General features: G+C 50.0%; 20 protein-coding genes, 1 other RNA gene and 1 pseudogene. 16 read left to right on the forward strand and 6 right to left on the reverse strand.

Annotated elements, in window-relative coordinates:
* Positions 1-187: 187 nt before the first annotated feature.
* Positions 188-1,405: a D-alanyl-D-alanine carboxypeptidase family protein gene (locus tag FAH66_RS04215; RefSeq protein ID WP_137040791.1), complete on the forward strand. Its 1,218-nt coding sequence runs from the start codon at positions 188-190 to the stop codon at positions 1,403-1,405.
* Between the two features lie 223 nt (positions 1,406-1,628).
* On the opposite strand, the gene FAH66_RS04220 is transcribed toward FAH66_RS04215, so the two are convergent.
* Complete coding sequence (locus FAH66_RS04220; RefSeq protein WP_003683571.1) at positions 1,629-3,257, reverse strand: ABC-F family ATPase; 1,629 nt, start codon at positions 3,255-3,257, stop codon at positions 1,629-1,631.
* 186 nt (positions 3,258-3,443) lie between these two features.
* Between FAH66_RS04220 and FAH66_RS04225 the strand changes: the two genes are divergently transcribed.
* From FAH66_RS04225 to FAH66_RS04245, 5 genes are all read left to right on the forward strand, one after another.
* Positions 3,444-3,638 (forward strand): hypothetical protein, encoded by a 195-nt coding sequence (locus tag FAH66_RS04225; RefSeq protein WP_137040792.1) that lies wholly within the window; start codon positions 3,444-3,446, stop codon positions 3,636-3,638.
* A gap of 13 nt (positions 3,639-3,651) precedes the next feature.
* Positions 3,652-4,101, forward strand: a complete 450-nt coding sequence (locus tag FAH66_RS04230; protein ID WP_137040793.1) for a DUF4124 domain-containing protein — start codon at positions 3,652-3,654, stop codon at positions 4,099-4,101.
* Positions 4,102-4,260: 159 nt separating this feature from the next.
* Positions 4,261-5,097 (forward strand): sulfate ABC transporter permease subunit CysT, encoded by an 837-nt coding sequence (gene cysT / locus FAH66_RS04235; RefSeq protein WP_137040794.1) that lies wholly within the window; start codon positions 4,261-4,263, stop codon positions 5,095-5,097.
* A gap of 83 nt (positions 5,098-5,180) precedes the next feature.
* Positions 5,181-6,041, forward strand: coding sequence for a sulfate ABC transporter permease subunit CysW (gene cysW, locus FAH66_RS04240; RefSeq protein ID WP_137040795.1), 861 nt, complete (start codon positions 5,181-5,183; stop codon positions 6,039-6,041).
* On the forward strand, positions 6,038-7,111 hold the full coding sequence (locus FAH66_RS04245; RefSeq protein ID WP_137040796.1) for a sulfate/molybdate ABC transporter ATP-binding protein: 1,074 nt from the start codon (positions 6,038-6,040) through the stop codon (positions 7,109-7,111). Before cysW ends, FAH66_RS04245 begins: the two co-directional genes overlap by 4 nt.
* 54 nt (positions 7,112-7,165) lie before the next feature.
* Here FAH66_RS04245 and ung read toward each other — a convergent pair whose 3' ends face one another.
* On the reverse strand, positions 7,166-7,825 hold the full coding sequence (ung, locus tag FAH66_RS04250; protein ID WP_137040797.1) for a uracil-DNA glycosylase: 660 nt from the start codon (positions 7,823-7,825) through the stop codon (positions 7,166-7,168).
* A gap of 125 nt (positions 7,826-7,950) precedes the next feature.
* Between ung and FAH66_RS04255 the strand changes: the two genes are divergently transcribed.
* From FAH66_RS04255 to FAH66_RS04280, 6 genes are all read left to right on the forward strand, one after another.
* Positions 7,951-8,376: an NfeD family protein gene (locus tag FAH66_RS04255; RefSeq protein WP_063069005.1), complete on the forward strand. Its 426-nt coding sequence runs from the start codon at positions 7,951-7,953 to the stop codon at positions 8,374-8,376.
* A 9-nt stretch (positions 8,377-8,385) separates the two neighbouring features.
* Positions 8,386-9,348 carry an SPFH domain-containing protein gene (locus tag FAH66_RS04260; RefSeq protein ID WP_070814059.1) on the forward strand — a complete coding sequence of 321 codons (963 nt, stop codon included), beginning with the start codon at positions 8,386-8,388 and terminating at the stop codon, positions 9,346-9,348.
* Positions 9,349-9,423: 75 nt separating this feature from the next.
* Positions 9,424-10,686, forward strand: a complete 1,263-nt coding sequence (locus FAH66_RS04265) for a multifunctional CCA addition/repair protein (protein ID WP_137040798.1) — start codon at positions 9,424-9,426, stop codon at positions 10,684-10,686.
* Positions 10,686-11,324, forward strand: a complete 639-nt coding sequence (locus tag FAH66_RS04270) for a hypothetical protein (protein WP_137040799.1) — start codon at positions 10,686-10,688, stop codon at positions 11,322-11,324. The genes FAH66_RS04265 and FAH66_RS04270 overlap by 1 nt, the downstream gene beginning before the upstream one ends.
* Before the next feature lie 63 nt (positions 11,325-11,387).
* Positions 11,388-11,699, forward strand: coding sequence for a hypothetical protein (locus tag FAH66_RS04275; protein ID WP_003679235.1), 312 nt, complete (start codon positions 11,388-11,390; stop codon positions 11,697-11,699).
* A gap of 167 nt (positions 11,700-11,866) precedes the next feature.
* Positions 11,867-13,084, forward strand: coding sequence for a uracil-xanthine permease family protein (locus tag FAH66_RS04280; protein WP_137040800.1), 1,218 nt, complete (start codon positions 11,867-11,869; stop codon positions 13,082-13,084).
* 117 nt (positions 13,085-13,201) lie between these two features.
* On the opposite strand, the gene ffs is transcribed toward FAH66_RS04280, so the two are convergent.
* An RNA gene (ffs, locus tag FAH66_RS04285) (signal recognition particle sRNA small type) lies at positions 13,202-13,298 on the reverse strand.
* A 260-nt stretch (positions 13,299-13,558) separates the two neighbouring features.
* On the opposite strand from ffs, the gene FAH66_RS04290 reads away from it, so the two are divergent.
* Positions 13,559-17,392 carry a DUF3683 domain-containing protein gene (locus FAH66_RS04290; RefSeq protein ID WP_137040801.1) on the forward strand — a complete coding sequence of 1,278 codons (3,834 nt, stop codon included), beginning with the start codon at positions 13,559-13,561 and terminating at the stop codon, positions 17,390-17,392.
* A gap of 189 nt (positions 17,393-17,581) precedes the next feature.
* Here the strand turns inward: FAH66_RS04290 and FAH66_RS04295 are convergent, their stop codons facing one another.
* The 3 genes from FAH66_RS04295 to FAH66_RS04305 are packed head-to-tail and all read right to left on the reverse strand — an operon-like array spanning position 17,582 to position 20,507.
* The gene (locus FAH66_RS04295) at positions 17,582-19,033 is read right to left on the reverse strand and encodes a LutB/LldF family L-lactate oxidation iron-sulfur protein (RefSeq protein WP_137040802.1); all 1,452 of its coding nucleotides are present in this window, start codon (positions 19,031-19,033) and stop codon (positions 17,582-17,584) included.
* The gene (locus FAH66_RS04300) at positions 19,030-19,731 is read right to left on the reverse strand and encodes a LutC/YkgG family protein (protein ID WP_137040803.1); all 702 of its coding nucleotides are present in this window, start codon (positions 19,729-19,731) and stop codon (positions 19,030-19,032) included. Before FAH66_RS04300 ends, FAH66_RS04295 begins: the two co-directional genes overlap by 4 nt.
* Positions 19,728-20,507, reverse strand: coding sequence for a (Fe-S)-binding protein (locus FAH66_RS04305; protein ID WP_137040804.1), 780 nt, complete (start codon positions 20,505-20,507; stop codon positions 19,728-19,730). The genes FAH66_RS04300 and FAH66_RS04305 overlap by 4 nt, the downstream gene beginning before the upstream one ends.
* 667 nt (positions 20,508-21,174) lie before the next feature.
* Between FAH66_RS04305 and FAH66_RS04310 the strand changes: the two are divergent.
* From FAH66_RS04310 to FAH66_RS04320, 3 genes and pseudogenes are all read left to right on the forward strand, one after another.
* Positions 21,175-23,070, forward strand: a pseudogene (locus tag FAH66_RS04310) (alpha-amylase family protein).
* Between the two features lie 153 nt (positions 23,071-23,223).
* Positions 23,224-24,048, forward strand: a complete 825-nt coding sequence (locus FAH66_RS04315; protein WP_137040805.1) for an amino acid ABC transporter substrate-binding protein — start codon at positions 23,224-23,226, stop codon at positions 24,046-24,048.
* The gene (locus FAH66_RS04320; RefSeq protein ID WP_167480314.1) at positions 24,038-24,754 is read left to right on the forward strand and encodes an amino acid ABC transporter permease; all 717 of its coding nucleotides are present in this window, start codon (positions 24,038-24,040) and stop codon (positions 24,752-24,754) included. The genes FAH66_RS04315 and FAH66_RS04320 overlap by 11 nt, the downstream gene beginning before the upstream one ends.
* Positions 24,755-24,759 lie beyond the last annotated feature (5 nt).

The following is a 24,759-nucleotide window of genomic DNA, read 5'->3' on the forward strand; positions in this document are numbered from 1 at the left end:
AAATAAATTGCAATTCGGCCAAATCGACCGGAGGAAAAAGTTAAAACCATACCCCTGAGGCCGTCTGAAGGCAAGAAAAATCTTAGCAAAGCCTAAATGAGACGGTATAATGTCCACTTAATATCTATTTAATATGCCAAACTGTTTACCTCATAACAGTGTCCACTCATATTCAAATCCACAAATAATGATGAAAAAAACGCTACTTAGCTTAATTTTTGCTGCCCTCCTGAATACTCATTCCCTTGCTGCCGACCTGGTTGCATCCACACCTGCCGTACAAAGCGAGGCTCAAACGCAGCCGCTGCTGCACAGCATCAACAGCCCGACAACGCCGCCGGAAATTGCGGCAACTGCCTATATCGTTACCGACTTGCACAGCAAGCAAACCTTGGCATCCAACAATGCCGACACGCCTATCGAGCCTGCCGCGTTGACGCAAATGATGACTGCTTACCTTGCCTTTAAAGCACTGGAAAACGGTACGCTTGAGGCAGGCCAAATGCTGACTGTTTCCAATGCTGCATGGAAAGTCGAAGGTTCGCGCATGTTCCTCGATCCTAAAGTTCCTGTCAGCGTCAGCTCCTTGATTAAGGGTACAACCATCCAGTCAGCCAACGATGCCGCCATTACCCTTGCCGAAGCCATTGGCAACGGCTCTATCGATGAATTCGTCAAACAAATGAACGAAGAAGCCAAACGCTTGGGCATGAAGCACACCCACTTCAACAACCCGACCGGTATTTCTTCTAACGGCCATGTTTCAACCGTTGGCGACCTTGCCATCTTGGCTGCCGCGCTCATCAATGACTATCCGAAATATTATCCTTTATTTGCAAACAAATCTTTCAAATACAATAATATCGAGCAGCCCAACCGCAATCTCCTGCTCTATCGCGACAGCAGTATCGACGGTTTGAAAACCGGCTATAGCGAAGGCGCAGGCTATCATCTTGCCGCTTCCAGCAAACGCAACAACCGCCGTATTGTATCCATTCTTGCCGGTGCCGAATCCACCGAAGCGCGCGCCAGCGAAAGCAGCAAACTGCTCAACTGGTCATTGCAGGCATTTGATACGCCTAAACTTTACAACGGCGGAGAAGTGATTTCCCAAGTCAAAGTTTACAAAGGCAGCACCAAAGCCGTAGATATCGGTTTCTTGGACGATGTTTACATTACCATTCCTCACGATACCGGCAAAAACGTCAAACCAATCTTAGAAACGCTTCAGCCCGTCCTCGCCCCGATTGAAAAAGGCCAAGTATTGGGCAAGCTGAAAGTCATGAAAGACGGTAAAATTATTGCCGAAAAAGACGTCGTCGCCCTGACCGGCGTAGAAGAAGGCAGCTGGTTGCGCCGTATGTGGGACGCGATTGTGTTGTGGTTTAAAAGTTTATTCAGTTAATCCTCTTTCTATCAAAACATAAATAAAGGCCGTCTGAAATTTTCAGACGGCCTTTTGTATATCTATTTTATGGCTTTAATAAAAATTCCTAACAAGAAATTTATCCATTTTAATCTTAGCAGTTTCAGTGATTGCCAATATGAAACGCTTCAAAAAATGCCGTCTGAAAACACAACGGTTTTCAGACGGCATTTCAATACCTTAATAGCTTATCAGTATGGGTTTAAACTAAGCCTTTTTTCTCCAGATAGCTTTCGTAATCGCCCAAGTAGTGTTCATATCCGCCTTTGCCATCCAATTCGATGATTTGGGTGGCCAATGAAGATACAAACTGACGGTCGTGCGATACGAAAATCAACGTGCCGTTGTATTTTTCCAGCGCCATGTTCAAGGATTCGATGCTTTCCATGTCCATGTGGTTAGTCGGTTCGTCCATGACCAAAACATTGGGTTTCAACAGCAACAGTTTGCCGTAAAGCATACGGCCTTTTTCGCCACCTGAGAGAACCTTCACTTTTTTCACGACATCGTTGCTGCCGAAGAGCAAGCGGCCCAAAGTGCCGCGGATGACTTGTTCGTCATCGCCTTCCTGGCCCCATTGGCGCATCCATTCGCTCAGATCCATATCGACGTCGAAGTCGTTTTCATGGTCTTGCGGGTAGTAGCCGACACTGGCTTTTTCCGCCCATTTGATGGTACCTTCGTCCGGCAACAGGCCGTCTGAATATTCGGGATTGTATGCGCCGGCCAAGAGTTTCAGCAAGGTAGATTTACCCGCGCCGTTCGGGCCGATGATGGCGAGGCGCTGGCCTGCTTCAAGGATGAAGTTCAGGTTTTTAAACAACTGGGTTTCAAAACGTTTGGCCAGTTTTTCAACTTCCACAGCCTGACGGTGCAACTTGGCTTTTTCGTCGGCTTCAAAACGGATATACGGGTTTTGACGGGTAGAAGGTTTGACTTCGACCATCTCCGATTTGATTTTGTCTGCCTGTTTCAGACGGCTGGTTGCCTGACGGGCTTTGGATTTGTTGGCAGAGAAACGGGCAACGAACTCTTGCAGCTCTTGCAGTTTCTCTTTGGCTTTGGCGTTGTCTTTCAGGGCGCGCTCACGCGATTGGGCGGAAGCGAGCATATAGTCGTCGTAGTTGCCCGGATAGATGGTGATGGTGTTGTAGTCCAAATCCGCCATGTGTGTACAGACTTCGTTCAAGAAGTGACGGTCGTGCGAGATGATGATCATGGTGGAGTCGTATTGGTTCAACACGCCTTCCAACCAGCGGATGGTATTAATGTCCAAGTTATTGGTCGGTTCGTCCAAGAGCAATACATCTGGCTTGGAGAACAGGGCTTGCGCCAGCAATACGCGCAGTTTGAAGCCCGGGGCAACTTCTGCCATGGTCGCATTGTGCAAATCTTCGGAAATGCCCACGCCGCTCAACAATTCGGCAGCGCGCGCTTCGGCGGTGTAGCCGTCGTATTCGGCGAACTTGGCTTCCAGTTCGGCGGCTTTCATGTAGTCGTCTTCGGTGGCTTCAGGATTGGCGTAAATCGCATCACGCTCGGTCATTGCCGCCCACATTTCGGTGTGACCCATCATCACCACGTCCAGCACGCGCATGTCTTCGTAGGCAAACTGGTCTTGGCGCAATTTACCCAAACGCACGCCGTTTTCAATCGCTACTTCGCCGGCAGTCTGTTCCAAATCGCCGCCGAGGATTTTCATGAAGGTGGATTTGCCCGAACCGTTCGCGCCGATCAAGCCGTAGCGGTTGCCTTCGCCGAACTTGACGGATACGTTTTCAAACAGCGGCTTTGCGCCGAACTGCATGGTGATGCCGTTGGTAGAAATCATTATTCGTAAAACCTTTATAAATAGAATGTTATAATCGGACGCGATTGTAGCATATTTTTGCAAAGACCTCAGGATTGAGGCCATGGCAAATGTGTCCAATACCCGATGCAAGATGAAAACAGGCAACGCTTCACGCAAAAATGCGTTGTAGGCAGCATTTCAGGCCGTCTGAAACAGAGAAACGATATGGAAACGCACAAAATCTATTACGCCGTGATTATTTTGGTATGCGCCGCTTCCATGCTGCTCAGCCCGTTTTTCTATATCCGCCGCACGCGCTCTGGCACTGAATTGTGGCGCGCGCCCAGACAGTGGAAGCCTATCCTCTTCGCCAACATCATCATGATTACGGCTTTGTTTGTTTGGTGGAAATGGTTTTAAGGAAAACTAAAAAATGAACAAAATTTGGATCAGCACATTACTGCTCGCTTTGACAACCGTGGTTTCCGCCGCACCTATTTTTGAATGTACCGATTCTGCCGGCCGCAAAGTCTATACCCAAGCCGGCGGCAAAAACTGCAAAGTCAGCAATATCGGCAAACCGTCCGTATATACTTCTGCGCCTGTTTCAACACCGGCAACACCGACTTCGCCAAGCGAAGCCGAGCAGGCAGAAGAAGCTGTCGCCCTAGTCAATCCGACTGATGTCGGTGCGGCCAAGCGTGCTTTAGATACTGCCAAGAAAAACTTGGAAGAAGGCAAAAAAGTGCGTTATGGCAATGAACGCAACTATGCCCGCTATCTCGAACGGATCAACGGTTTGGAAAAAGCCGTCCGCTCGGCTCAGGAAAACTATGACGCGGCGCAACGCCGGCCCTCATCGCCTGAATCTGTTGCTTATTGATTCCCCAACACCAGCAAGGCCGTCTGAAATTTGATGTTCAGACGGCCTTTTCATCTTTTCAATATAACAAAATCGTCTTTATACCAAACAAAGCATTCTTTCCAGTTTTCAGACGGCCTTGTTAAAGTAAGCGTGTATTAAATTCTGACGATTGCCATTATGTTGTTACTCAAAACGCCTTCTGTATTGCCAGGTTTCAAGCTCAGCCTGGGTTTGACGGTTTTGTGCCTGTCGCTTTTGGTGGTTTTGCCGTTTGCGATGATGGCGGCCAAAGCGGCGGAAATCGGCTGGAGCGGATTTTGGAACACGATTATCGAACCCAATGTCTTGGCGGCCGTCTGGCTGAGTTTGCGGATGTCGTTTTATGCGATGTTGACCAATATCGTGTTCGGCACGTTGGTCGCCTGGGTATTGGTGCGCTATGAATTTCCGGGCAAAGGGTTGGTAAACGCTTTGGTCGATTTGCCGTTTGCGCTGCCGACGGCGGTAACAGGCATTGCGTTGGCAACCCTGTATGCGCCCAATGGTTGGATAGGCCGTTTTTTCGAGCCTTTGGGCATCAAAATCGCCTTTACGCCCATCGGCATTTGGATTGCACTGATTGTCGTCAGCATGCCCTTTATCGTCCGGGCCGTGCAGCCGGTATTGGAAGAGTTGTCGGGCGAATATGAAGAAGCGGCGGCGACTTTGGGCGCAAGCCGTTGGACTACGTTCCGCCGCGTCCTTTTGCCAGAAATCACACCGGCCCTGTTGACCGGCGCAGGCATGATGTTTGCCCGCTCTACCGGCGAATACGGCTCGGTCATTTTTATCGCGGGCAATATTCCGATGGTGTCTGAAATCCTGCCCTTGATTATTACCGGCAAACTGGAGCAATACGATGCTCAGGGTGCATCAGCCGTTGCTCTGTTTATGCTGATGATTTCGTTTGTCATCCTGCTGATTTTGAACATCATGCAATGGACTTTGAGCCGCCGCGCCGGAGCGAAGGTTTAACAAACAACAGGCCGTCTGAAACATCAAGCAAACATTTTTCAGACGGCCTAAACGGATAAAGAATAAATAGAGACTTCACTAACATGAAAACCCATTCTACCAATCCAAACCTGAGCGAACCGCGTTGGCTGCGCATGTTACTGACTGCTACCGCCTTAGGCTTTCTGCTGCTGATGCTGGTCGTGCCTTTGGTTGCCGTATTCTACGAGGCCTTAAAAGGCGGTTGGGATTTATACCTGCAATCCTTGACCGATCCCGAGGCATGGTCTGCCATCAAATTAACGCTGATTACCGCGCTGATTGTCGTTCCCGTCAATGCCGTATTGGGCGTGGCGATGGCGTGGCTGCTGACCCGCTTCGACTTCCGCGGCAAGCAGTTGCTGACCACCCTGCTCGATTTGCCGTTTTCCGTATCGCCCGTGGTGGCCGGTTTAATGTTCGTCTTATTGTTCGGCGCGCACACGGCATTGGGCGGCTGGCTGGAAGCGCAAGGCATACAGATTATCTTCGCCATCCCCGGCATTATTTTGGCGACGCTGTTCGTTACCTTCCCCTTTGTCGCACGCGAAATCATTCCTTTAATGCAGGCGCAGGGCGACAGCGAAGAACAGGCCGCCTTGATACTCGGTGCAAGCGGCTGGCAGATGTTTTGGCGCGTTACCCTGCCCAACATCAAATGGGCGCTGCTCTACGGCATCATCCTCACCAACGCCCGCGCAATGGGCGAGTTCGGCGCGGTCAGCGTAGTATCGGGGCATATCCGCGGCGAAACCAACACCATCCCGCTTTTGGTCGAAATCTTCTACAACGAATACAACTTCACCGGCGCATTCGCCCTCTCCGGCGTATTGGCACTTTTAGCCTTGGCCACCTTGCTGGTGCAAAACATCATCACAAAATTACAAGATAAAAAACTCGCCGCCGCCGAAAGGAACGCAGCATGAGCATCACCATTCAAAACTTAAACAAACACTTCGGAGCGTTCCACGCGCTGAAAAACATCAACCTCAACGTCCCCACCGGCAAACTCGTTTCCCTGCTCGGCCCTTCCGGCTGCGGCAAAACCACGCTCCTGCGCATCATCGCCGGATTGGAAAACGCCGACGGCGGACAAATTCTCTTTGACGGCCAAGACGTAACCACCAAGCATGTGCGCAAGCGCAAAGTCGGTTTTGTGTTCCAACACTACGCCCTCTTCCGCCACATGAACGTGTTTGACAACGTCGCTTTCGGTTTGACCGTATTACCCAAGTCCGAACGCCCGTCCAAAGAACAAATCCGCGCCAAAGTCGAGGAGTTGCTGAAACTCGTGCAGCTCTCCCACCTCGCCAAATCCTATCCGCACCAGCTCTCTGGCGGCCAACGCCAACGCATCGCCCTTGCCCGCGCCCTCGCTGTCGAACCCAAACTCCTGCTTTTGGATGAACCCTTCGGCGCGCTGGATGCCAAAGTGCGCAAAGAATTGCGTACCTGGCTGCGCGACATCCATCACAACCTAGGCGTAACCAGCATTCTGGTGACACACGACCAAGAAGAGGCCCTTGAAGTTTCCGACGAAATCGTCGTCATGAACCACGGCAAAATCGAACAAACCGGCAGCGCCGAAGCTATTTACCGCAAACCTGAAAACGCCTTCGTTACCGAATTTCTCGGCGAAACCGACGCTTTTGAAGGCAGAATCGAAAAAGGCATCTGGCACTACAACGGCTTTGCATGGAAATTGGACGCGCACTACAAATGGCAGGAACAAACCGCTATCGGCTATATCCGCCCACACGAATGGCAGCTTGCCGCCGAAAATGAAACACCGATGATTCGTGCCAAAATCGAAAAAATCCACGCCGTCGGCGCATTGACGCATATTTTAGTCAAACACGACAAACAAGACGTACATATCACGCTGGCAGGCAGCGATGCCGCGCGTTACCAAATCGCCGAAGGCAAAGAATTGAAGCTGATTCCGAAACAGGTTTATGTCTTTTCTCAAAACGAACTGATTGAATATTCGATTTGAAACTAAATCATAAGGCCGTCTGAAAATCTGCTTTCAGACGGCCTATCATCTTATTTAAACCTGCCAATCAATCGGCTCTAAACCATGTGCCTGCAAATAAGCGTTTGCCTGCGAAAAATGTTTGCAGCCGAAAAAGCCGCGATATGCCGATAAAGGCGAAGGATGCGGCGCAGTCAGCACCAAATGACGGTTGCGGTCGATAAACGCGCCTTTCTTCTGCGCATGGCTGCCCCACAGCATAAAGACTAAATGCTCGCGTTCCTTATCCAATTGTCGGATGACTTCATCGGTAAACGCCTCCCAGCCAAAAGTCGCATGGGAATGCGCCAAACCGGAACGGACAGTCAATACCGTGTTCAACAGCAACACGCCCTGTTCCGCCCAATGCTGCAAATAGCCGTGTTGCGGAATTTGAAAGCCCTCAATATCCGTCGCCAGCTCTTTATAAATATTGACCAACGACGGCGGCACCGCAATTTCAAGTTGCACGGAAAACGCCAAACCATGAGCCTGACCCGCGCCGTGATACGGGTCTTGCCCCAAAATCACTACTTTTACATTTCCAAATTCAGTCGTCCGAAAGGCATTGAATACATCGCGCTCAGGCGGATAAACGGTTATCCCCGCCTGCCTTTCATGGCGTACCTTCTCCAAAATCGTTTGAAAATACGCCTTTTCTTTTTCCGCACCAATTGCCTCGTGCCAAGTCTGCATTATTTGCTGCTCCGTATTTGAATGGACTTATTATAACTGAAATAAATTTCAGCCTTAGCCTTTTCATTTCAAGCTGTTGCCATTATGATAAGGATTATCAAAAGATTCTTAAAAGGATATGCCGCATGACGATATGGTTTGTTGCCGCCGCCGTTGTTCTGATTGTCGAATTGTTTATCGGAACGGTTTATCTTTTGGTGGTCAGCGTAGCGCTGGCCGCTGCCGGAATCATGTACGGATTAAGCGGTCACTTTTCTGCCGCCGTTTTGACTGCCGCCATCATCAGTGCACTCGGTATCTGGCTGGTACACGGCCGTCTGAAAAATCAGTTGGCTCCCCAAGCGCTCAACGATGATTTAGATATTGGGCAAAACGTCCGCATCCTACGCCACCTGCATGACAATATTTACGAAGTCGCATACCGCGGTACACACTGGCAGGCACAAGCCGAACGGCCTCAAGATACTTTTCAGACGGCCTCAAGCGCAGTCATTACTGCCAAAAACGGCAATCTTCTGATTATCCGCACACTCTCCCAACCATCATCATAAGGAAACATTATGGAATTTCTGCTCAGTCTCCCCGTCCTACTCCTCATCGTCGTTGTTGTTTTTGGTTTCAAATCCTTTATCGTTGTGCCGCAGCAGGAAGTTTATGTGGTCGAACGATTGGGCCGTTTTCACAAAGCGCTGACTGCTGGCCTGAACATCCTCATCCCATTCATCGACCGTGTCGCCTATCGCCATTCGCTGAAAGAAGTTCCTTTGGATGTTCCCAGCCAAGTCTGTATCACCCGCGACAACACTCAGCTGACTGTGGACGGCATTATCTACTTCCAAGTCACCGATCCAAAACTCGCTTCATATGGTTCCAGCAACTACATCATGGCGATTACCCAGCTTGCGCAGACAACTTTGCGCTCTGTCATCGGACGCATGGAATTGGATAAAACCTTTGAAGAACGCGATGAAATCAACAGCATTGTTGTTGCTGCTTTGGACGAAGCGGCAGGCGCATGGGGCGTGAAAGTCTTGCGTTACGAAATCAAAGACTTGGTTCCGCCGCAAGAAATCCTCCGCTCAATGCAGGCGCAAATTACCGCCGAACGTGAAAAACGCGCGCGTATTGCCGAATCCGAAGGCCGTAAAATCGAGCAGATCAACCTTGCCAGCGGTCAGCGCGAGGCAGAAATCCAACAATCCGAAGGTGAAGCGCAAGCCGCCATCAACGCGTCAAACGGTGAAAAAATCGCCCGCATCAACCGCGCTCAAGGCGAAGCCGAAGCCCTGCGCCTGGTTGCCGAAGCCAACGCCGACGCCATCCGCAAAATCGCCGAGGCTGTCCGCTCCGAGGGCGGTGCTGAAGCTGTTAACCTGAAAGTTGCCGAGCAATACGTTGCCGCCTTCAGCAATTTGGCTAAAGAAAGCAACACGCTGATTATGCCTGCCAACGTTGCCGACATCGGCAGCTTGGTCTCCGCCGGTTTGAAAATCATCGACGGCAACAAGCCTAAAGCGTCATAATAGCGTTCTGACTCAGGCCGTCTGAAAACCCAATACGGCTTTTCAGACGGCCTTTTTATATCGTTCGATTTTTATATGAATACACAAACCATCAAAACCTATCTTGTCGGCGGCGCCGTCCGCGACCATCTGTTAGGCCTGCACGTCAAAGACCGCGACTGGGTAGTCGTCGGTGCAGATGCGCAAACCATGCTGGCTCAAGGCTATCAACCTGTCGGCAAGGATTTTCCCGTCTTTCTCCATCCGGACAGCCACGAAGAATATGCCCTCGCCCGTACCGAGCGCAAAACCGCCAAAGGCTATGCCGGATTCAGCTTTCATGCCGATAAAGACGTTACGCTGGAACAAGACCTGATGCGCCGCGACCTGACCATCAATGCCATGGCTCAGGATTCAGACGGCACGATCATCGATCCTTTTGGCGGACAACAAGACTTGGCAGCCGGCATCCTGCGCCACGTTTCGCCTGCCTTTGCCGAAGACCCCGTAAGGATTTTGCGTATCGCCCGTTTTGCCGCGCGTTATGGTTTTCAAATTGCCGATGAAACCATGTCGCTGATGCGGCAAATGGTAGAAAACGGCGAAGCGGATGCCTTGGTTGCCGAACGCGTCTGGCAAGAATTGGCAAAAGGCTTGATGGAGAAAAATCCGCGCCGAATGATTGAAGTTTTGCGCGAATGCGGCGCACTCAAAGTTTTACTGCCCGAGCTTGATGCCCTTTTCGGCGTACCGCAACGCGCCGACTATCATCCCGAAATCGACAGCGGTATTCATACGCTGATGGTTGTACAACGAGCCGCCGAGATGAATCTCTCCCTCGCCGAACGCTATGCTGCCTTATTGCACGACTTAGGCAAGGCAAAAACACCGGCCGATATCTTGCCGAAACACTACGGACACGATGTCAACGGCGTCGAACCCGTCTGCGAAGTCAATCAACGCCTGCGCGCGCCCAAACACTGCGCCGAGCTTGCCGAACTTGTCTGCCGTTGGCACATCATGCTCCATCAAGTCGGGCAGTTCAAAAGCAAAACCATTTTGAATGTTTTGAAAAAAACCGACGCATTCCGCCGCCCCGAACGTTTTCAGACGGCCTTAAACGTCTGCGTGGCCGACAAACAAGGCCGTCTGAATCTTGAAGATACCCCCTATCCGCAACGCGAACACTGGTTGGCCTTACTTGAGGCCGCCAACCAAGTAGATGCAGGCAAAATTGCCGCCGAGTGCCGCGCACAAGGAAAATCCCATTTAATTGCCGAACAAATTGATCATGCCCGCTTGGCACAAATTACACCGCTGCAAAAAGCGTATCAGGCAGACAAAGTAGGAGGCTATTGATGGCATCTTCGCGTTATAAAATAGAGCGCATGCCCGACGGCATTACCGTATCTGCACGTGTTGTACATGACTCGCAGGAAATCGGTTTTACCACGGTATCTCTTATATTTTTCTTTGCTCTTACATGCATCGCGCCGTTTTACCTTGAAGAGCACTATTTCACTAATTTAGAAGCCATTCTCATCCCTTTACTTTTTACTTTCTACCTAGTCGGCTCACTGGTTTACAGCCTTCTTTGGCAACTTTTCGGACGTGAAAACATCAAGATCCGTAACCATACGCTGTCTCATGGTTATACCTTGTTCTCCATTGGGCGTTGGCGTAGTTTCCCGTTGTCAGAAATCTCCGAATGGCATTCTCGTGACCATATTCCTAAAGCTCCTATTGCACAAGGAAGGAAACAGAGGTTGCCAAACGAAAACCTATACCAAAATGGTATGAAACGAAAAATTCACAATATCCCCAATATTTTACGTATCCAAAAATGTGTACAAGGCGCATGGTCTTTCGATTATCAGGGAAAAACCATACGTATCGGCGATTTTTTTGATAGCCGCGATTTTCAGGCAGTCAATACTGAATTGAACAGATTTATCCCCACATCCGCCAAAGCCCGTCAACTTTCAGACGACATTTAAAACAGCCGCCACAATATCCGCTATAATCTGCACCTTGACCATCTTATTTCAACAATAAAAATCATGACTATCCAGACCGATTTACTTCACGAAAAAATCAGCAATGAAGATTATCAACGCCTCATTGTCAAACACAGCGAATCTTTCAGCGACGGCGAAATCCGTCTATTAAACGAAATCCTTGAAAAATTCCGCTTTGATGTCGTACAGGCGCAAGCTTTGGCGCAAGCCGTCATGCAGCAGGTGCGCTTCGATCCAAACGACTACCATATCGACAGCGATGATGAAGACACAACCGGCATCTGTCCGCACTGCATCAACCCGCCCATGCCGCCCCTGCGCGATTATTTGGTTTGGCGCGAAACACGCGGCTAAAAAATTTCCTAATCGATTTTGATAAGTTATTAACCATTCGCTATCGAACAAGGCCGTCTGGACAGGTGTCATCGTTACATTTGTTCAGACGGCCTTTTGTAAATAAATGTTCACGACTAGGATAAATCAGTATAATCTGCGCCGTTTAAATTTTCTTCGGAGCTTTTATGAACCAGCTTAAAACAGCGGTAGCCGGTGCGCAGATTTTGTTTGTCGCATTCGGTGCCATGGTGCTTGTGCCGCTACTGACGGGACTGAACCCAGCTTTGGCATTATTGGGCGCAGGCTTGGGCACTTTGTTGTTCCAATTGGTTACCAAACGTAAAGTGCCGATTTTCCTCGGTTCTTCTTTTGCCTTTATTGCGCCGATTATCTACTCCATCGGCGAATGGGGCCTGCCTTCTACGATGTTTGGTCTGTTTGCGGCAGGTTTCATGTACTTTGTCTTTGCCGCGCTGATCAAATGGCGCGGTCTGGATGCGGTACACAAGCTATTGCCGCCCGTGGTTATCGGCCCGGTGATTATGGTAATCGGCTTGTCCGTGGCCGCTGCAGCCAGCAGCATGGCCATGGGTCAGGCAGATGGAAAACAGGTCATCGACTATATCGACTCGCTGATTCTCTCCGGCTTTACCTTTGCGGTAACCGTCATTGTTTCTGTCTTCGGCAGCAAAATGATGAAGCTAATTCCGATTCTGATCGGCGTGGCTTCTGGCTATGTGTTAGCTTTGATCATGGGCTTGGTCGATACCAGCGCCATCGTCAACTCCCCTTGGTTTGCCGTCCCTCATTTTGAAACGCCTCAAGTCAACTGGCAGGCTGCCTTGTTTATGTTGCCCGTCGCCATCGCCCCGGCCATCGAACACATCGGCGGCATTATGGCCATCGGCAATGTAACCGGCACAAACTACACTAAAGACCCTGGCTTGGACAAAACCCTCGCCGGCGACGGCTTGGGCGTATGCGTGGCCGGTTTGATTGGCGGCCCTCCTGTGACTACTTACGGCGAAGTAACCGGCGCGGTGATGATTACCAAAAACAGCAATCCCGTCATCATGACTTGGGCGGCAATTTTTGCAATTTTTATGGCGTTTTTCGGTAAGTTCAACGCGTTTTTGGCTTCGATTCCCATGCCGGTTATGGGCGGTATTATGTTGCTGCTGTTCGGTACAATCGCCTCTTTGGGCATCAAAACATTGATTGATGCAAAAGTCGATTTGATGCAGCCGAAAAATCTGGTTATCGTCAGCTCCGTATTGACCACCGGTATCGGCGGCATGATTATCAAAGTAGGTACTTTGAGCTTTGCTGGTGTAGGTTTGTGCGCCGTATTGGCGATTATCCTGAACTGCGTTTTGCCCAATACAAAATCAGAAGAAGCATAAATAGCTGGCTCATAAACTCAAAGGCCGTCTGAAAATGAGATTTCAGACGGCCTTTTTATTACGCTTTATACAATGAAAAATGCCGGAGACTTAACCATCTCCGGCATTTTTGAATAAGGTGGCGAGCCGAACCCCCGGCACTGGCTCATCAGAGTGGGCTGCTGGCTTCCGCCCCTGACCCGGTGTTCCGAATTACCATGCGGGGAGACCCGCCATAGAAAAAACGCATTATAGCGGTTTTACAGAAAAACTCAAGCGATAAAATCTGTCAGGTCGTCTGAAAACCATTTACACGACAAGATTGTAAACAATATTACCTAGTTGCAAATCATTCCCATTGGAATGTTTATTGTCTTTTCCGTTGAAAAATATCGAAAATTACACTACATTAACACTTTACGCCATCAAGAAGAAATTGCATTTTTCAGACGGCCTTTAATATAAAAACATTACATCCATCAACGGAACACAACCATGACCACGACTACTGCCCCTCAGCGTATTCGAGAAATTCCCTATAACTATACTTCTTATACCGACCGCGAAATCGTCATCCGACTGTTGGGCGACGAAGCGTGGCAGATTCTGCAAGACTTGCGCGGACAGCGCAGGACGGGGCGTTCGGCGCGGATGTTGTTTGAAGTGTTGGGCGATATTTGGGTGGTCGTGCGCAATCCGTATCTGGTCGACGATTTGCTGGAGCATCCGAAACGCCGCGCCGCGCTGGTGCGTGAAATGCGCCACCGTTTGAACGAGATCCGCAAGCGCCGTGACGACAATCAGCAAGTGGATGTCTTGGTTGCCGCAGCAGAAAAAGCAGTCGAGCGTTTTGATAGCAGTTTTGATGAAACCATCCAAAAACGCCATCAGATTTTGGAACGCTTAAGCAAAATCACCAAGCCGCACAACATCATGTTTGACGGATTGGCGCGCGTGACACACGTTACCGATGCAACCGACTGGCGCGTGGAGTATCCGTTTGTCGTTGTCAATCCTGATACCGAGGCAGAGATCGCGCCTTTGGTCCGCGCCTTAATCGAGTTGGACTTGGTCATTATCCCGCGCGGCGGCGGTACGGGTTATACCGGCGGCGCAGTACCTTTGGACGCAAACAGCGCAGTCATCAATACCGAAAAACTCGACAAGCATCGCGGCGTCGAATACGTTGAGCTGGCAGGCTTGGACGGCAGACATCCGATTATCCATTGCGGCGCAGGCGTGGTCACGCGGCGGGTGGAAGAAACCGCACATCAGGCAGGTTTGGTGTTCGCTGTTGATCCGACTTCCGCCGATGCGTCTTGCGTGGGCGGTAATGTGGCGATGAACGCAGGCGGTAAAAAAGCCGTGCTGTGGGGTACTGCCTTGGACAACCTCGCCTACTGGAACATGGTTAACCCTCAAGGCGAATGGTTGCGTATCGAACGCGTGCACCACAATTTCGGCAAAATTCACGACGAAGAAACCGCCATATTTGACGTACATACGCTGGATTCAGACGGTCGCAATATCATCAATACCAAACGTTTGGAAATCCCCGGCCACAAATTCCGCAAAGTCGGTTTGGGCAAAGACGTTACCGACAAATTCTTGAGCGGCCTGCCCGGCGTGCAGAAAGAAGGCACAGACGGCATCATCACCAGCGTCGCCTTCGTGTTGCACAAAATGCCGAAATACACGCGTACTGTGTGTATGGAATTTTTCGGCACGGTCGCCACCGCTACGCCGTCCATTGTCGAAATCCGCGATTTCCTGCTTGCCCATGAAAGCGTACGATTGGCCGGTTTGGAGCATTTAGACTGGCGCTACGTCCGCGCCGTCGGTTATGCCACCAAAGCGGCAGGTAAAGGCCGACCTAAAATGGTCTTGCTGGCAGATGTGGTTTCCGACGACGAAGCCGCCGTACAGGCAGCCGCCGAACACATCTGCGAACTCGCCCGCGCCCGCGACGGCGAAGGCTTTATCGCCATATCTCCTGAAGCCCGTAAAACCTTCTGGCTTGACCGCAGCCGCACCGCAGCCATCGCCAAACACACCAATGCCTTTAAAATCAACGAAGACGTGGTAATCCCACTCGAAAGGCTCGGCGAGTATTCAGACGGCATCGAACGCATCAACATTGAGCTTTCCATCCAAAACAAACTCAAACTCTGTGCCGCCTTGGAGCAATATCTGTCCGGCAAACTCCCCATCGACAAAATGGGAACAGACCTGCCAACTGCCGAACTGTTGGGCGAACGCGGCAAACACGCCCTAGCCCACGTTTCTGCTGTCAAAGCGCGTTGGGAATGGCTGCTTAATAACTTAGACGCACCGCTTGCCGACTATAAAGCCCGCTATGGCGCAGCCGTCCACGCCTCGCTCGAAGCCAAAGACAATGAAAGCTGCTTTATTGCCTTCCGCGATTTCCGCCTGCGCGTGTCTGTCAAAGCGGACGTAATGAAGCCGCTTTCAGAAATCTTCAGCGGCAAAACCGATACCAAAATTATCCAAGGCTTGGGCAAAATCCACGCCAAAACCGTACGCAGCCGCGTCTTCGTTGCCCTGCATATGCACGCCGGCGACGGTAACGTTCACACCAATATTCCGGTTAACTCAGACGATGCCGAAATGCTTCAGACGGCCTACCGTTCTGTGGAACGCATCATGAAAATCGCCCGTTCGCTCGGCGGCGTAATTTCCGGCGAACACGGCATCGGCATTACCAAGCTCGAATTCCTGACCGATGAAGATTTACAACCGTTTTGGAACTACAAAAACCAAGTCGATCCGAAACATACCTTCAACCGTCACAAACTCATGAAAGGCTCTGACTTACGCAACGCCTATACGCCGTCGTTCGAGCTTTTGGGGGCGGAATCGCTGATTATGGAAAAATCAGACCTCGGCACCATCGCTGATTCCATTAAAGACTGTCTGCGCTGCGGCAAATGCAAACCCGTCTGCTCCACCCACGTTCCGCGCGCCAACCTGCTGTACAGCCCACGCAACAAAATCCTCGGCGTAGGCTTGCTGACTGAAGCCTTCTTATACGAAGAACAAACCCGTCGCGGCGTTTCCATTAAACATTTTGAAGAACTGATGGACATCGGCGACCACTGCACCGTGTGCCACCGCTGCGTTAAACCTTGCCCTGTCAACATCGACTTCGGCGACGTTACCGTAGCCGTCCGCAACTACCTTGCCGATTCCGGCCACAAACGCTTCGCGCCCGCCGCATCGATGGGTATGGCATTTTTGAACGCCACAGGCCCGAAAACCATCAAAGCCCTTCGCGCCGCCATGATACAGACCGGCTTCCCTGCGCAGAACTTTGCCTACAAAATCGGCAAGCTTCTTCCGATCGGCACTAAAAAGCAAAAAGCCGAACCGAAAGCCACCGTCGGTACTGCCTCAATCAAAGAACAGGTTATCCATTTCATCAACCGTCCTTTGCCAAAAAGTGTGCCAGCCAAAACTCCGCGCTCCATGCTGGGTATAGAAGACGACAAGAGTATTCCTATCATCCGTAACCCGGCTTCTCCGGAAGATGCCGAAGCCGTGTTCTACTTTCCAGGTTGCGGCTCTGAGCGTCTGTTCAGCCAAATCGGACTTGCCGTTCAAGCCATGCTTTGGCATGTCGGTGTACAAACCGTCCTGCCGCCCGGCTATATGTGTTGCGGCTATCCGCAAGACGCCGGCGGCAATAAGGCTAAAGCCGAAGAAATGAGCACCAACAACCGCGTGGCTTTCCACCGTATGGCAAACACCCTCAACTACCTCGACATCAAAACCGTCGTCGTCAGTTGCGGTACCTGCTACGACCAACTAGAAAAATACCGTTTTGAGGAAATCTTCCCAGGCTGCCGTATCATCGACATCCACGAATATCTGCTTGAAAAAGGCGTGCAACTGAACGGCGTACAAGGTCAGCAATACCTCTACCACGATCCTTGCCATACCCCGATCAAAACCATGAATGCCACCCAAATGGTCAGCAGCCTGATGGGACAAAAAGTCGTCTTAAGCGACCGCTGCTGCGGCGAGTCCGGTATGTTTGCCGTCAAACGACCCGACATCGCCACTCAGGTCAAGTTCCGCAAACAAGAGGAAATTGAGAAAAACCTCAAAGAGCTGCCGCAGGGCGAACCCGTCAAAATGCTTACCTCCTGCCCAGCCTGCCTGCAAGGCTTAAGCCGCTACGCCGACGACAACAACATGCCTGCCGATTATATCGTCATCGAAATGGCGAAACATATCCTCGGCGAAAACTGGCTGGATGAGTTTGTGAAAAAAGCCAATAACGGCGGTGTAGAAAAAGTATTGCTCTAAGGACTTAGACAAAAACTTTTGGCTGTAAGAAAGGCCGTCTGAAAACCTTTCAGACGGCCTTTTTATTCAAAAGAATCAAGATAAAATAATCAAATCAGACGCCTTTACAAATAGCGATGGCACACCAGCACCATTCAATAAAAAATAAAACCTGAGGCCTTTTATTCCTCAGGTTTTATTTATCAAGCCTTATGCTTTTTCTTTCTGGAGTTTCTCTGCCATCATTTGATGCAGCGTTTTCTTAGCCGGTTTCATCGGAACACGGTTATCCGTCCAACCCAGCTGCTTGCTAGGCGTCAATGCACGGAATTTAGTGGCTGTCCAACCGAATGCACGGTAAGCTTTACTGCCGCTGAAAATACCGTCAAACGTACGCCATGCCATTTGTTCGCCGAAAGTATGCGATGCACCTTGACCGCGGATAGGATGCGGAACGATTTCTGTTGGCGAACGTTGCGCTTCAACACGCAGACGTTGCATTTGTTCAGTAATCGGAATGCGTACCGGACAAACCTCAACACAGGCACCACACATGGTACACGCAGTCGGCAGATCGCGTGTCGCATCCAAGCCCAACAAATGCGGAGAGATAATCTCGCCAATCGGGCCGGGATAAGTCGTACCGTAAGCCGCGCCACCGATACGGGTATAAACCGGACAGTGGTTCATACATGCACCGCAACGGATACATTGCAAAGTGCGGCGCATTTGATCTTCTGCATACGCTTGGCTACGACCGTTATCAAGCAGTACCAAGTGCATTTCTTGAGGGCCGTCCAGCTCTTCGCTACGGCGAGGGCCGGTAATCATATTGAAATAAGTGGTAATGTTCTGACCGATGGCGGAACGCGGCAACAGGCTGTACAAAGGCGGAACATCCGACAGCTTCGCAACCACTTTTTCAATACCGGTAATGGCGATGTGCACAGGCGGTACAGTGGTGCTCAAACGGCCGTTACCTTCGTTTTCGACCAGACACAAAGTGCCTGTTTCCGCAACGGCAAAGTTCACACCGCTCAAACCGACATCGGCAGTGCTGTAAATATCGCGCAAAGCTTTACGCGCAAATCCGGTCAACTGGTCTACGTCGTCTGTCAATGGCGTGCCGAGGTTTTGGTGGAAAAGTTCGCTCACCTGCTCTTTAGTCTTATGAATGGCAGGCATCACGATATGGGTTGGTTTCTCGCCGGCCATTTGAACGATAAACTCGCCCAAATCGCTCTCAACCGCTTTAATGCCTTGGTCTTGCAGATAATGGTTCAGCTCAATCTCTTCGCTGACCATAGATTTGCCTTTCACCATCAGCTTGCCGTTTTTATCGGTAATGATGTTGTGAATGATTTGGCAGGCTTCGGCAGGTGTTTCCGCCCAGTGGACTTTAACGCCCAACTTGGTCAGGTTTTCTTCCAATTGTTCCAGCAATGCAGGTAATTTGGACAACGAACGTTGACGGACATGTTCACACAAGTCACGCAGGCTTTGCAGCTCTTCTTCATCTGTCAAAACGGCTTTGCGCTTGGTCATCAGCATATCCATCGCCGTGCGCAAGCTTTTACGCAGAGGCTTGTCTTGCAAAGAAATCGCAGCGTTTTGCTTGAACGTTTCCGGCTTCATATGGAATTTAATGGTTTGGGAACTCATGCTTTTTCCTCCAAATCGGCAGGGGAAATATGATCAGGCAGAACGGCCAAAACCACCAAATCGCGCGGGCCGTGTGCACCATAGGCCAAAGTTAATTGAATATCGGCAGTCTTAGACGGACCGGAAATCAAAATAACGTTGGTAGGCATGCCTTTTTCTACCAGTTTTTCGCCTTCAACAGCATTATGGAATTCGTTGTACATTTTGCTGGTGTCAAACAGGCAGAAATGCACAGGCGGAACCAAACTCAGGCTGCGCGGCTCGAGAGGGCTGGACTCCAGCATAATCGTACCGGTACGGGCAATACCGCATTTAGAGCCGCTAAAACCCGCCTCAATATCTGTAAAGAATTCGTTTTTCCAATCGTCGATTTTTCGCTCAAAACCACGCGGTTCAATATTGGTATCGGCCAAAGCTGCACGAGCCAGCTGACCATGTTCTGTTTCCAATGGGAGCAGAATGTTTTTCAAGCCTTTGTCTTCGGCTGCTTGACGGAATACTTGCGGCCAGTTGGATTTGGTAACCCAATAGATTTCAGTTTTGACGGCACGCATGGCAGCCGCCCAATGTTTCAAACGCTCGACATCGTTTGCCCAAGAAACACCCATTTCACGGTAATAATCGAAAACCGGCGGTTCTTCCATCGGCAAGGCATCGGCTTTTTTCAATTTCGCTAAAATATTTTCGCGCGCGCTCATGCTTTACCTCCGGTACGTTCCAACAGGAAAGATGCAATATGTTTCGGACGCGGCATATTGGGTTCGTCTTTGGCAATTTTGCCTCCGATATTCATCATACAGCCGCAATCCGCGCTGATGATTTCAGTTGCACCTGTTTCTTTTAAGGCTGCAACTTTGTCGGTTACCATCGCACCGGAAATATCGGCTTGTTTCACAGAGAATGTACCGCCAAAACCGCAGCACTCGCTTTCATGGTCGTGAACGATACGTACAACATTTTCCATGCCGTCAATCAGCTGCCAGCCTGACAAATGGACATTCATCTCACGACGCGCGGCGCAGGAAGTATGGACGGCCACTTTAACCGGCTCGCCTTTATCTTCAGGTTTGTAACCAATCGCCAGCAGGAAGTGGGTAAATTCAATGATACGGTTGGCACAATCAATCGCTTTTTGCTCGTACTCAGTGCCTTTGAACAGAGTCGGCCAGTGGTGTTTCATCATGCCGCCGCAAGAACCGGAAGGCACGACAATCGGCCAATTTTCAGGGAATAAATCCAGTTGCGCTTTGGCAACATCAAAGGCTTCTTTAGGATGACCTGACGAATAGGCCGGTTGACCGCAGCAGCTTTGTTCCATCGGATAATGGATACGGATACCCTGCTGTTCAATTAAGGTAATGGCATCCATGCCTGCTTCCGGCATGAAAAGGTCAAGAACGCAAGTACCGAAGAAATAAGCATCGGTTGGCTTGCTGTCGAATACGGTGATTTGTGGTGGTTTGATTGCGCTCATTTTTTTGGAACGGGATAACCCATTTTCTTGTGTAAAAATAAGATGGATACTTTAAGTAATTGCTTGTAATGGGTCAAGTCTAATTTTAAAAAATAATATTAAAAAAGCATGACAAACCAAGCAGACACCTTTCCCTTATTAACTTGATAATCTACATAATAACCACTATCAATAAGAAAAATAATGGATTCATTTTTTAATAAATGAAACTCGTACATTCCTTCCCTCTTCAAAACACAATAACTGCCTCTTTATAGAATCTTGATTTACATCAGAAGTCATGAACTTAATCTCTATGACACGTTTTTAAACAAAATAAGCAACCCGTTATGCTGCACATATGTTTCAGACGGCCATACTTAGCATAAAAAGATGTCTAATATAATAAAAATAAAAGTTTTTCTCACAAGACTCAGGCCGTCTGAAAAATAGTTCGTCAAAAGGCTACTTTCCATCTGCTCAATCCTACTTTTAATCAAAATCAAACACTTGAAAAATCATCATCCCTAACCTTGAAAACCTTATGCACACTCAAGCACTTCCAGTATTATTGTGACAGTTTCTTGACGCAAAATTACAGTCTTAGCCGCCCACAATCGGCATGGATTTGCAAAAGAATTGAAACCAAGCTTCAAAACAATTTCACCTTAACTTCGGAGTAGGCATTATGTTGACCCAGACTCAACAGGTTGATTTGACCTTGCATCACCTTAAAGAACGCACCCTATCGATTTATACCCCCGAACAGCGTGCAAGCATCGAGACATCTGAAGACTGGAAACAGTTTGACAGACGACTTGAGGAACACTTCCCCAAACTGATGCATGAGCTGGACAATGTTTACAACAACAACGAAGCCGTCCTCCCCATGCTGGAGCAACTGATTGCAGCTATTCACAACGCAACTTATCCTTAAAAGATATTGATTGCGCGCGAAAACGATCCTGACTGGATTTTGTCCAACAAACAGGTTGGCGGCGTGTGCTACGTCGATTTGTTTGCCGGCGATCTGCAAGGCTTGAAAGCCAAAATCCCTTATTTCCAAGAGTTGGGCCTGACCTATCTGCACATGATGCCCCTGTTTAAATGTCCCGAAGGCAAAAGCGACGGCGGCTATGCGGTTAGCAGCTACCGCGACGTCAATCCGGCTTTGGGTACGATAGACGATTTGCGCGATGTCATTGCCGCGCTGCACGAAGCGGGCATTTCCGCCGTCGTCGATTTCATCTTCAACCACACGTCTAACGAACACGAATGGGCGAAAGGTTGCGCTTCCGGCAATCCGCTTTTCGACAATTTCTACTATATCTTCCCCGACCGCTGGATGCCCGACCAATACGACCGCACCCTGCGCGAAATCTTCCCCGACCAACATCCGGGTGGTTTCTCCCAATTGGAAGACGGACGCTGGGTGTGGACAACGTTCAATTCCTTCCAATGGGATTTGAATTACAGCAATCCTTGGGTGTTTCGCGCCATGGCGGGCGAAATGATGTTCCTCGCCAATTTGGGCGTTGACATCCTGCGTATGGACGCCGTTGCCTTTATTTGGAAACAAATGGGCACGGATTGTGAAAACCTGCCGCAAGCCCATGCCTTAATCCGCGCGTTCAACGCCGTCATGCGCATCGCCGCACCTGCCGTGTTCTTCAAATCCGAAGCCATCGTCCACCCCGACCAAGTCGTTCAATACATCGGACAAGACGAATGCCAAATCGGCTACAACCCGCTGCAAATGGCATTGTTGTGGAACACCCTCGCCACCCGCGAGGTCAACCTGCTCCACCAAGCCCTTTCCTACCGCCACAACCTGCCCAACCATACCGCATGGGTCAACTACGTCCGCAGCCATGACGACATCGGCTGGACGTTCGCCGACGAAGACGCATCGCAATTCGGCATCCACGGCTACGACCACCGCCAATTCCTCAACCGTTTCTTCGTCAACCATTTCGACGGCAGCTTCGCGCGCGGCGTCCCTTTCCAATACAACCCAAGCACAGGCGACTGCCGTGTCAGCGGTACAGCAGCAGCATTGGTCGGCTTGGCTCAAAACGATCCACATGCCGTTGACCGCATCAAACTTTTGTACAGCATTGCTTTGAGTACCGGCGGCCTGCCGCTGATTTACCTAGGCGACGAAGTGGGTACGCTCAATGACGACGACTGGTCACAAGACAGCAATAAGAGCGACGACAGCCGCTGGGCACACCGTCCTCGGTACAATGAGGAGTTGTACAACCAACGCCATGACAGCTCGACCACTGCCGGTCAAATCTTCCAAGGTTTGCGCCATATGATCTCCATCCGCCAGAGCAATCCGCGCTTTAATGGCGGCAGGTTGGTTACCTTCAACACCAACAACAAACACATCATCGGCTATATGCGCAACAACGCGCTTTTGGCATTCGGCAACTTCAGTGAACATGCGCAAACCATCAGTGCGCACACTCTGCAGGCCATGCCGTTTAAAGCACACGATTTGATTAGCGGCCAAACCGTTTCTCTGAATCAGGACTTGGTACTGCAACCCTATCAAGTCATGTGGCTTGAAATTGCATAAGCTGAATTTTTTATGCATCATTCAAGGCCGTCTGAACAAATCAGCGTTCAGACGGCCTTTTAAGGCATAAGATGTATTTTGTATTTTGGGCAGTTTCGCTTAGAATGCACGCTTTAATACTAAATGACACACTTAAGTCAGGAGTAAAAATCCATGTTGAAAAAATTCGTACTCGGCACCATCGCTGCAGTAGTTTTGGCTGCTTGCGGCGGCGAAGGCAGCAACTCAGCTTCTTCTGCTCCGGCACAATCCGGTGCGGCCTCCGGTTCACTGATTGAGCGTATCAACAACAAAGGTACCATCACTGTCGGTACGGAGGGTACTTACGCACCATTCACCTACCACGACAAAGACGGCAAATTGACCGGCTACGATGTCGAAGTAACCCGCGCAGTTGCCGACAAACTGGGCATCAAAGTTGAATTTAAAGAAACACAATGGGACTCCATGATGGCAGGTTTGAAAGCCGGCCGTTTTGACGTGGTTGCCAACCAAGTCGGCCTGACCAGCCCTGAGCGTCAAGCGACTTTTGATAAATCCGAGCCTTACAGCTGGAGCGGTGCCGTATTGGTTGCCCGCAAAGACAGCAACATCAAATCCATCGACGACATCAAAGGCGTGAAAACCGCACAATCCCTGACCAGCAACTATGGCGAAAAAGCCAAAGCTGCAGGCGCAGAACTCGTACCGGTAGATGGCTTGGCACAATCTCTGACCCTGATTGAACAAAAACGTGCCGACGCAACCCTGAACGACGAATTGGCGGTATTGGACTACCTGAAGAAAAACCCAAATGCCGGCGTACAAATCGTTTGGTCTGCCCCTGCTGACGAAAAAGTCGGTTCCGGCCTGATTGTCAATAAAGGCAATGACGAAGTCGTGGCCAAATTCAGCACGGCAATCAACGAGCTGAAAGCCGACGGCACACTGAAAAAACTAGGCGAACAATTCTTCGGAAAAGACATCAGTGTTAAATAATTTCCTTGCCTCTCTGCCGTTTATGACGGAAACACGCGCTGATATGCTCATCAGCGCGTTTTGGCCTATGGTCAAAGCCGGCTTTGCAGTATCTTTGCCTTTGGCGATCGCTTCTTTCGTTATCGGCATGATTATTGCCGTAGCCGTTGCTTTGGTGCGAATCATGCCCTCCGACAGCATTTTCCAAAAATGCTTGCTGAAGCTGGTTGAATTTTATATTTCCGTCATTCGCGGTACGCCGCTATTGGTGCAGTTGGTCATCGTATTCTATGGTTTGCCTTCCATCGGCATCTATATCGACCCGATTCCTGCCGCCATCATCGGCTTTTCGCTCAATGTCGGCGCATACGCTTCCGAAACCATACGCGCGGCAATTTTGTCCGTACCTAAAGGCCAATGGGAAGCAGGTTTCTCCATCGGTATGACCTATATGCAGACTTTCCGCCGCATTGTCGCACCGCAGGCATTCCGCGTTGCTGTACCGCCTTTAAGCAACGAATTTATCGGCTTGTTCAAAAACACCTCGCTTGCCGCCGTGGTAACGGTAACGGAGCTTTTCCGCGTCGCCCAAGAGACAGCAAACCGTACTTATGACTTTTTGCCGGTTTATATCGAAGCCGCATTGGTTTATTGGTGTTTCTGCAAAGTGCTGTTTCTGATTCAGGCGCGTTTGGAAAAACGTTTCGACCGCTATGTCGCCAAATAAGGAGT

The sequence above is a fragment of the Neisseria subflava genome, assembly GCF_005221305.1.
Lineage (GTDB): Bacteria > Pseudomonadota > Gammaproteobacteria > Burkholderiales > Neisseriaceae > Neisseria > Neisseria subflava.

Bases quoted from the DNA above. Each gene is read 5' to 3' on its own strand.
- FAH66_RS04215 (WP_137040791.1), top strand. From the start codon at position 188: ATGATGAAAAAAACGCTACTTAGCTTAATTTTTGCTGCCCTCCTGAAT.
- FAH66_RS04220 (WP_003683571.1), bottom strand. From the start codon at position 3,257: ATGATTTCTACCAACGGCATCACCATGCAGTTCGGCGCAAAGCCGCTG.
- FAH66_RS04225 (WP_137040792.1), top strand. From the start codon at position 3,444: ATGGAAACGCACAAAATCTATTACGCCGTGATTATTTTGGTATGCGCC.
- FAH66_RS04230 (WP_137040793.1), top strand. From the start codon at position 3,652: ATGAACAAAATTTGGATCAGCACATTACTGCTCGCTTTGACAACCGTG.
- cysT (WP_137040794.1), top strand. From the start codon at position 4,261: ATGTTGTTACTCAAAACGCCTTCTGTATTGCCAGGTTTCAAGCTCAGC.
- cysW (WP_137040795.1), top strand. From the start codon at position 5,181: ATGAAAACCCATTCTACCAATCCAAACCTGAGCGAACCGCGTTGGCTG.
- FAH66_RS04245 (WP_137040796.1), top strand. From the start codon at position 6,038: ATGAGCATCACCATTCAAAACTTAAACAAACACTTCGGAGCGTTCCAC.
- ung (WP_137040797.1), bottom strand. From the start codon at position 7,825: ATGCAGACTTGGCACGAGGCAATTGGTGCGGAAAAAGAAAAGGCGTAT.
- FAH66_RS04255 (WP_063069005.1), top strand. From the start codon at position 7,951: ATGACGATATGGTTTGTTGCCGCCGCCGTTGTTCTGATTGTCGAATTG.
- FAH66_RS04260 (WP_070814059.1), top strand. From the start codon at position 8,386: ATGGAATTTCTGCTCAGTCTCCCCGTCCTACTCCTCATCGTCGTTGTT.
- FAH66_RS04265 (WP_137040798.1), top strand. From the start codon at position 9,424: ATGAATACACAAACCATCAAAACCTATCTTGTCGGCGGCGCCGTCCGC.
- FAH66_RS04270 (WP_137040799.1), top strand. From the start codon at position 10,686: ATGGCATCTTCGCGTTATAAAATAGAGCGCATGCCCGACGGCATTACC.
- FAH66_RS04275 (WP_003679235.1), top strand. From the start codon at position 11,388: ATGACTATCCAGACCGATTTACTTCACGAAAAAATCAGCAATGAAGAT.
- FAH66_RS04280 (WP_137040800.1), top strand. From the start codon at position 11,867: ATGAACCAGCTTAAAACAGCGGTAGCCGGTGCGCAGATTTTGTTTGTC.
- FAH66_RS04290 (WP_137040801.1), top strand. From the start codon at position 13,559: ATGACCACGACTACTGCCCCTCAGCGTATTCGAGAAATTCCCTATAAC.
- FAH66_RS04295 (WP_137040802.1), bottom strand. From the start codon at position 19,033: ATGAGTTCCCAAACCATTAAATTCCATATGAAGCCGGAAACGTTCAAG.
- FAH66_RS04300 (WP_137040803.1), bottom strand. From the start codon at position 19,731: ATGAGCGCGCGCGAAAATATTTTAGCGAAATTGAAAAAAGCCGATGCC.
- FAH66_RS04305 (WP_137040804.1), bottom strand. From the start codon at position 20,507: ATGAGCGCAATCAAACCACCACAAATCACCGTATTCGACAGCAAGCCA.
- FAH66_RS04315 (WP_137040805.1), top strand. From the start codon at position 23,224: ATGTTGAAAAAATTCGTACTCGGCACCATCGCTGCAGTAGTTTTGGCT.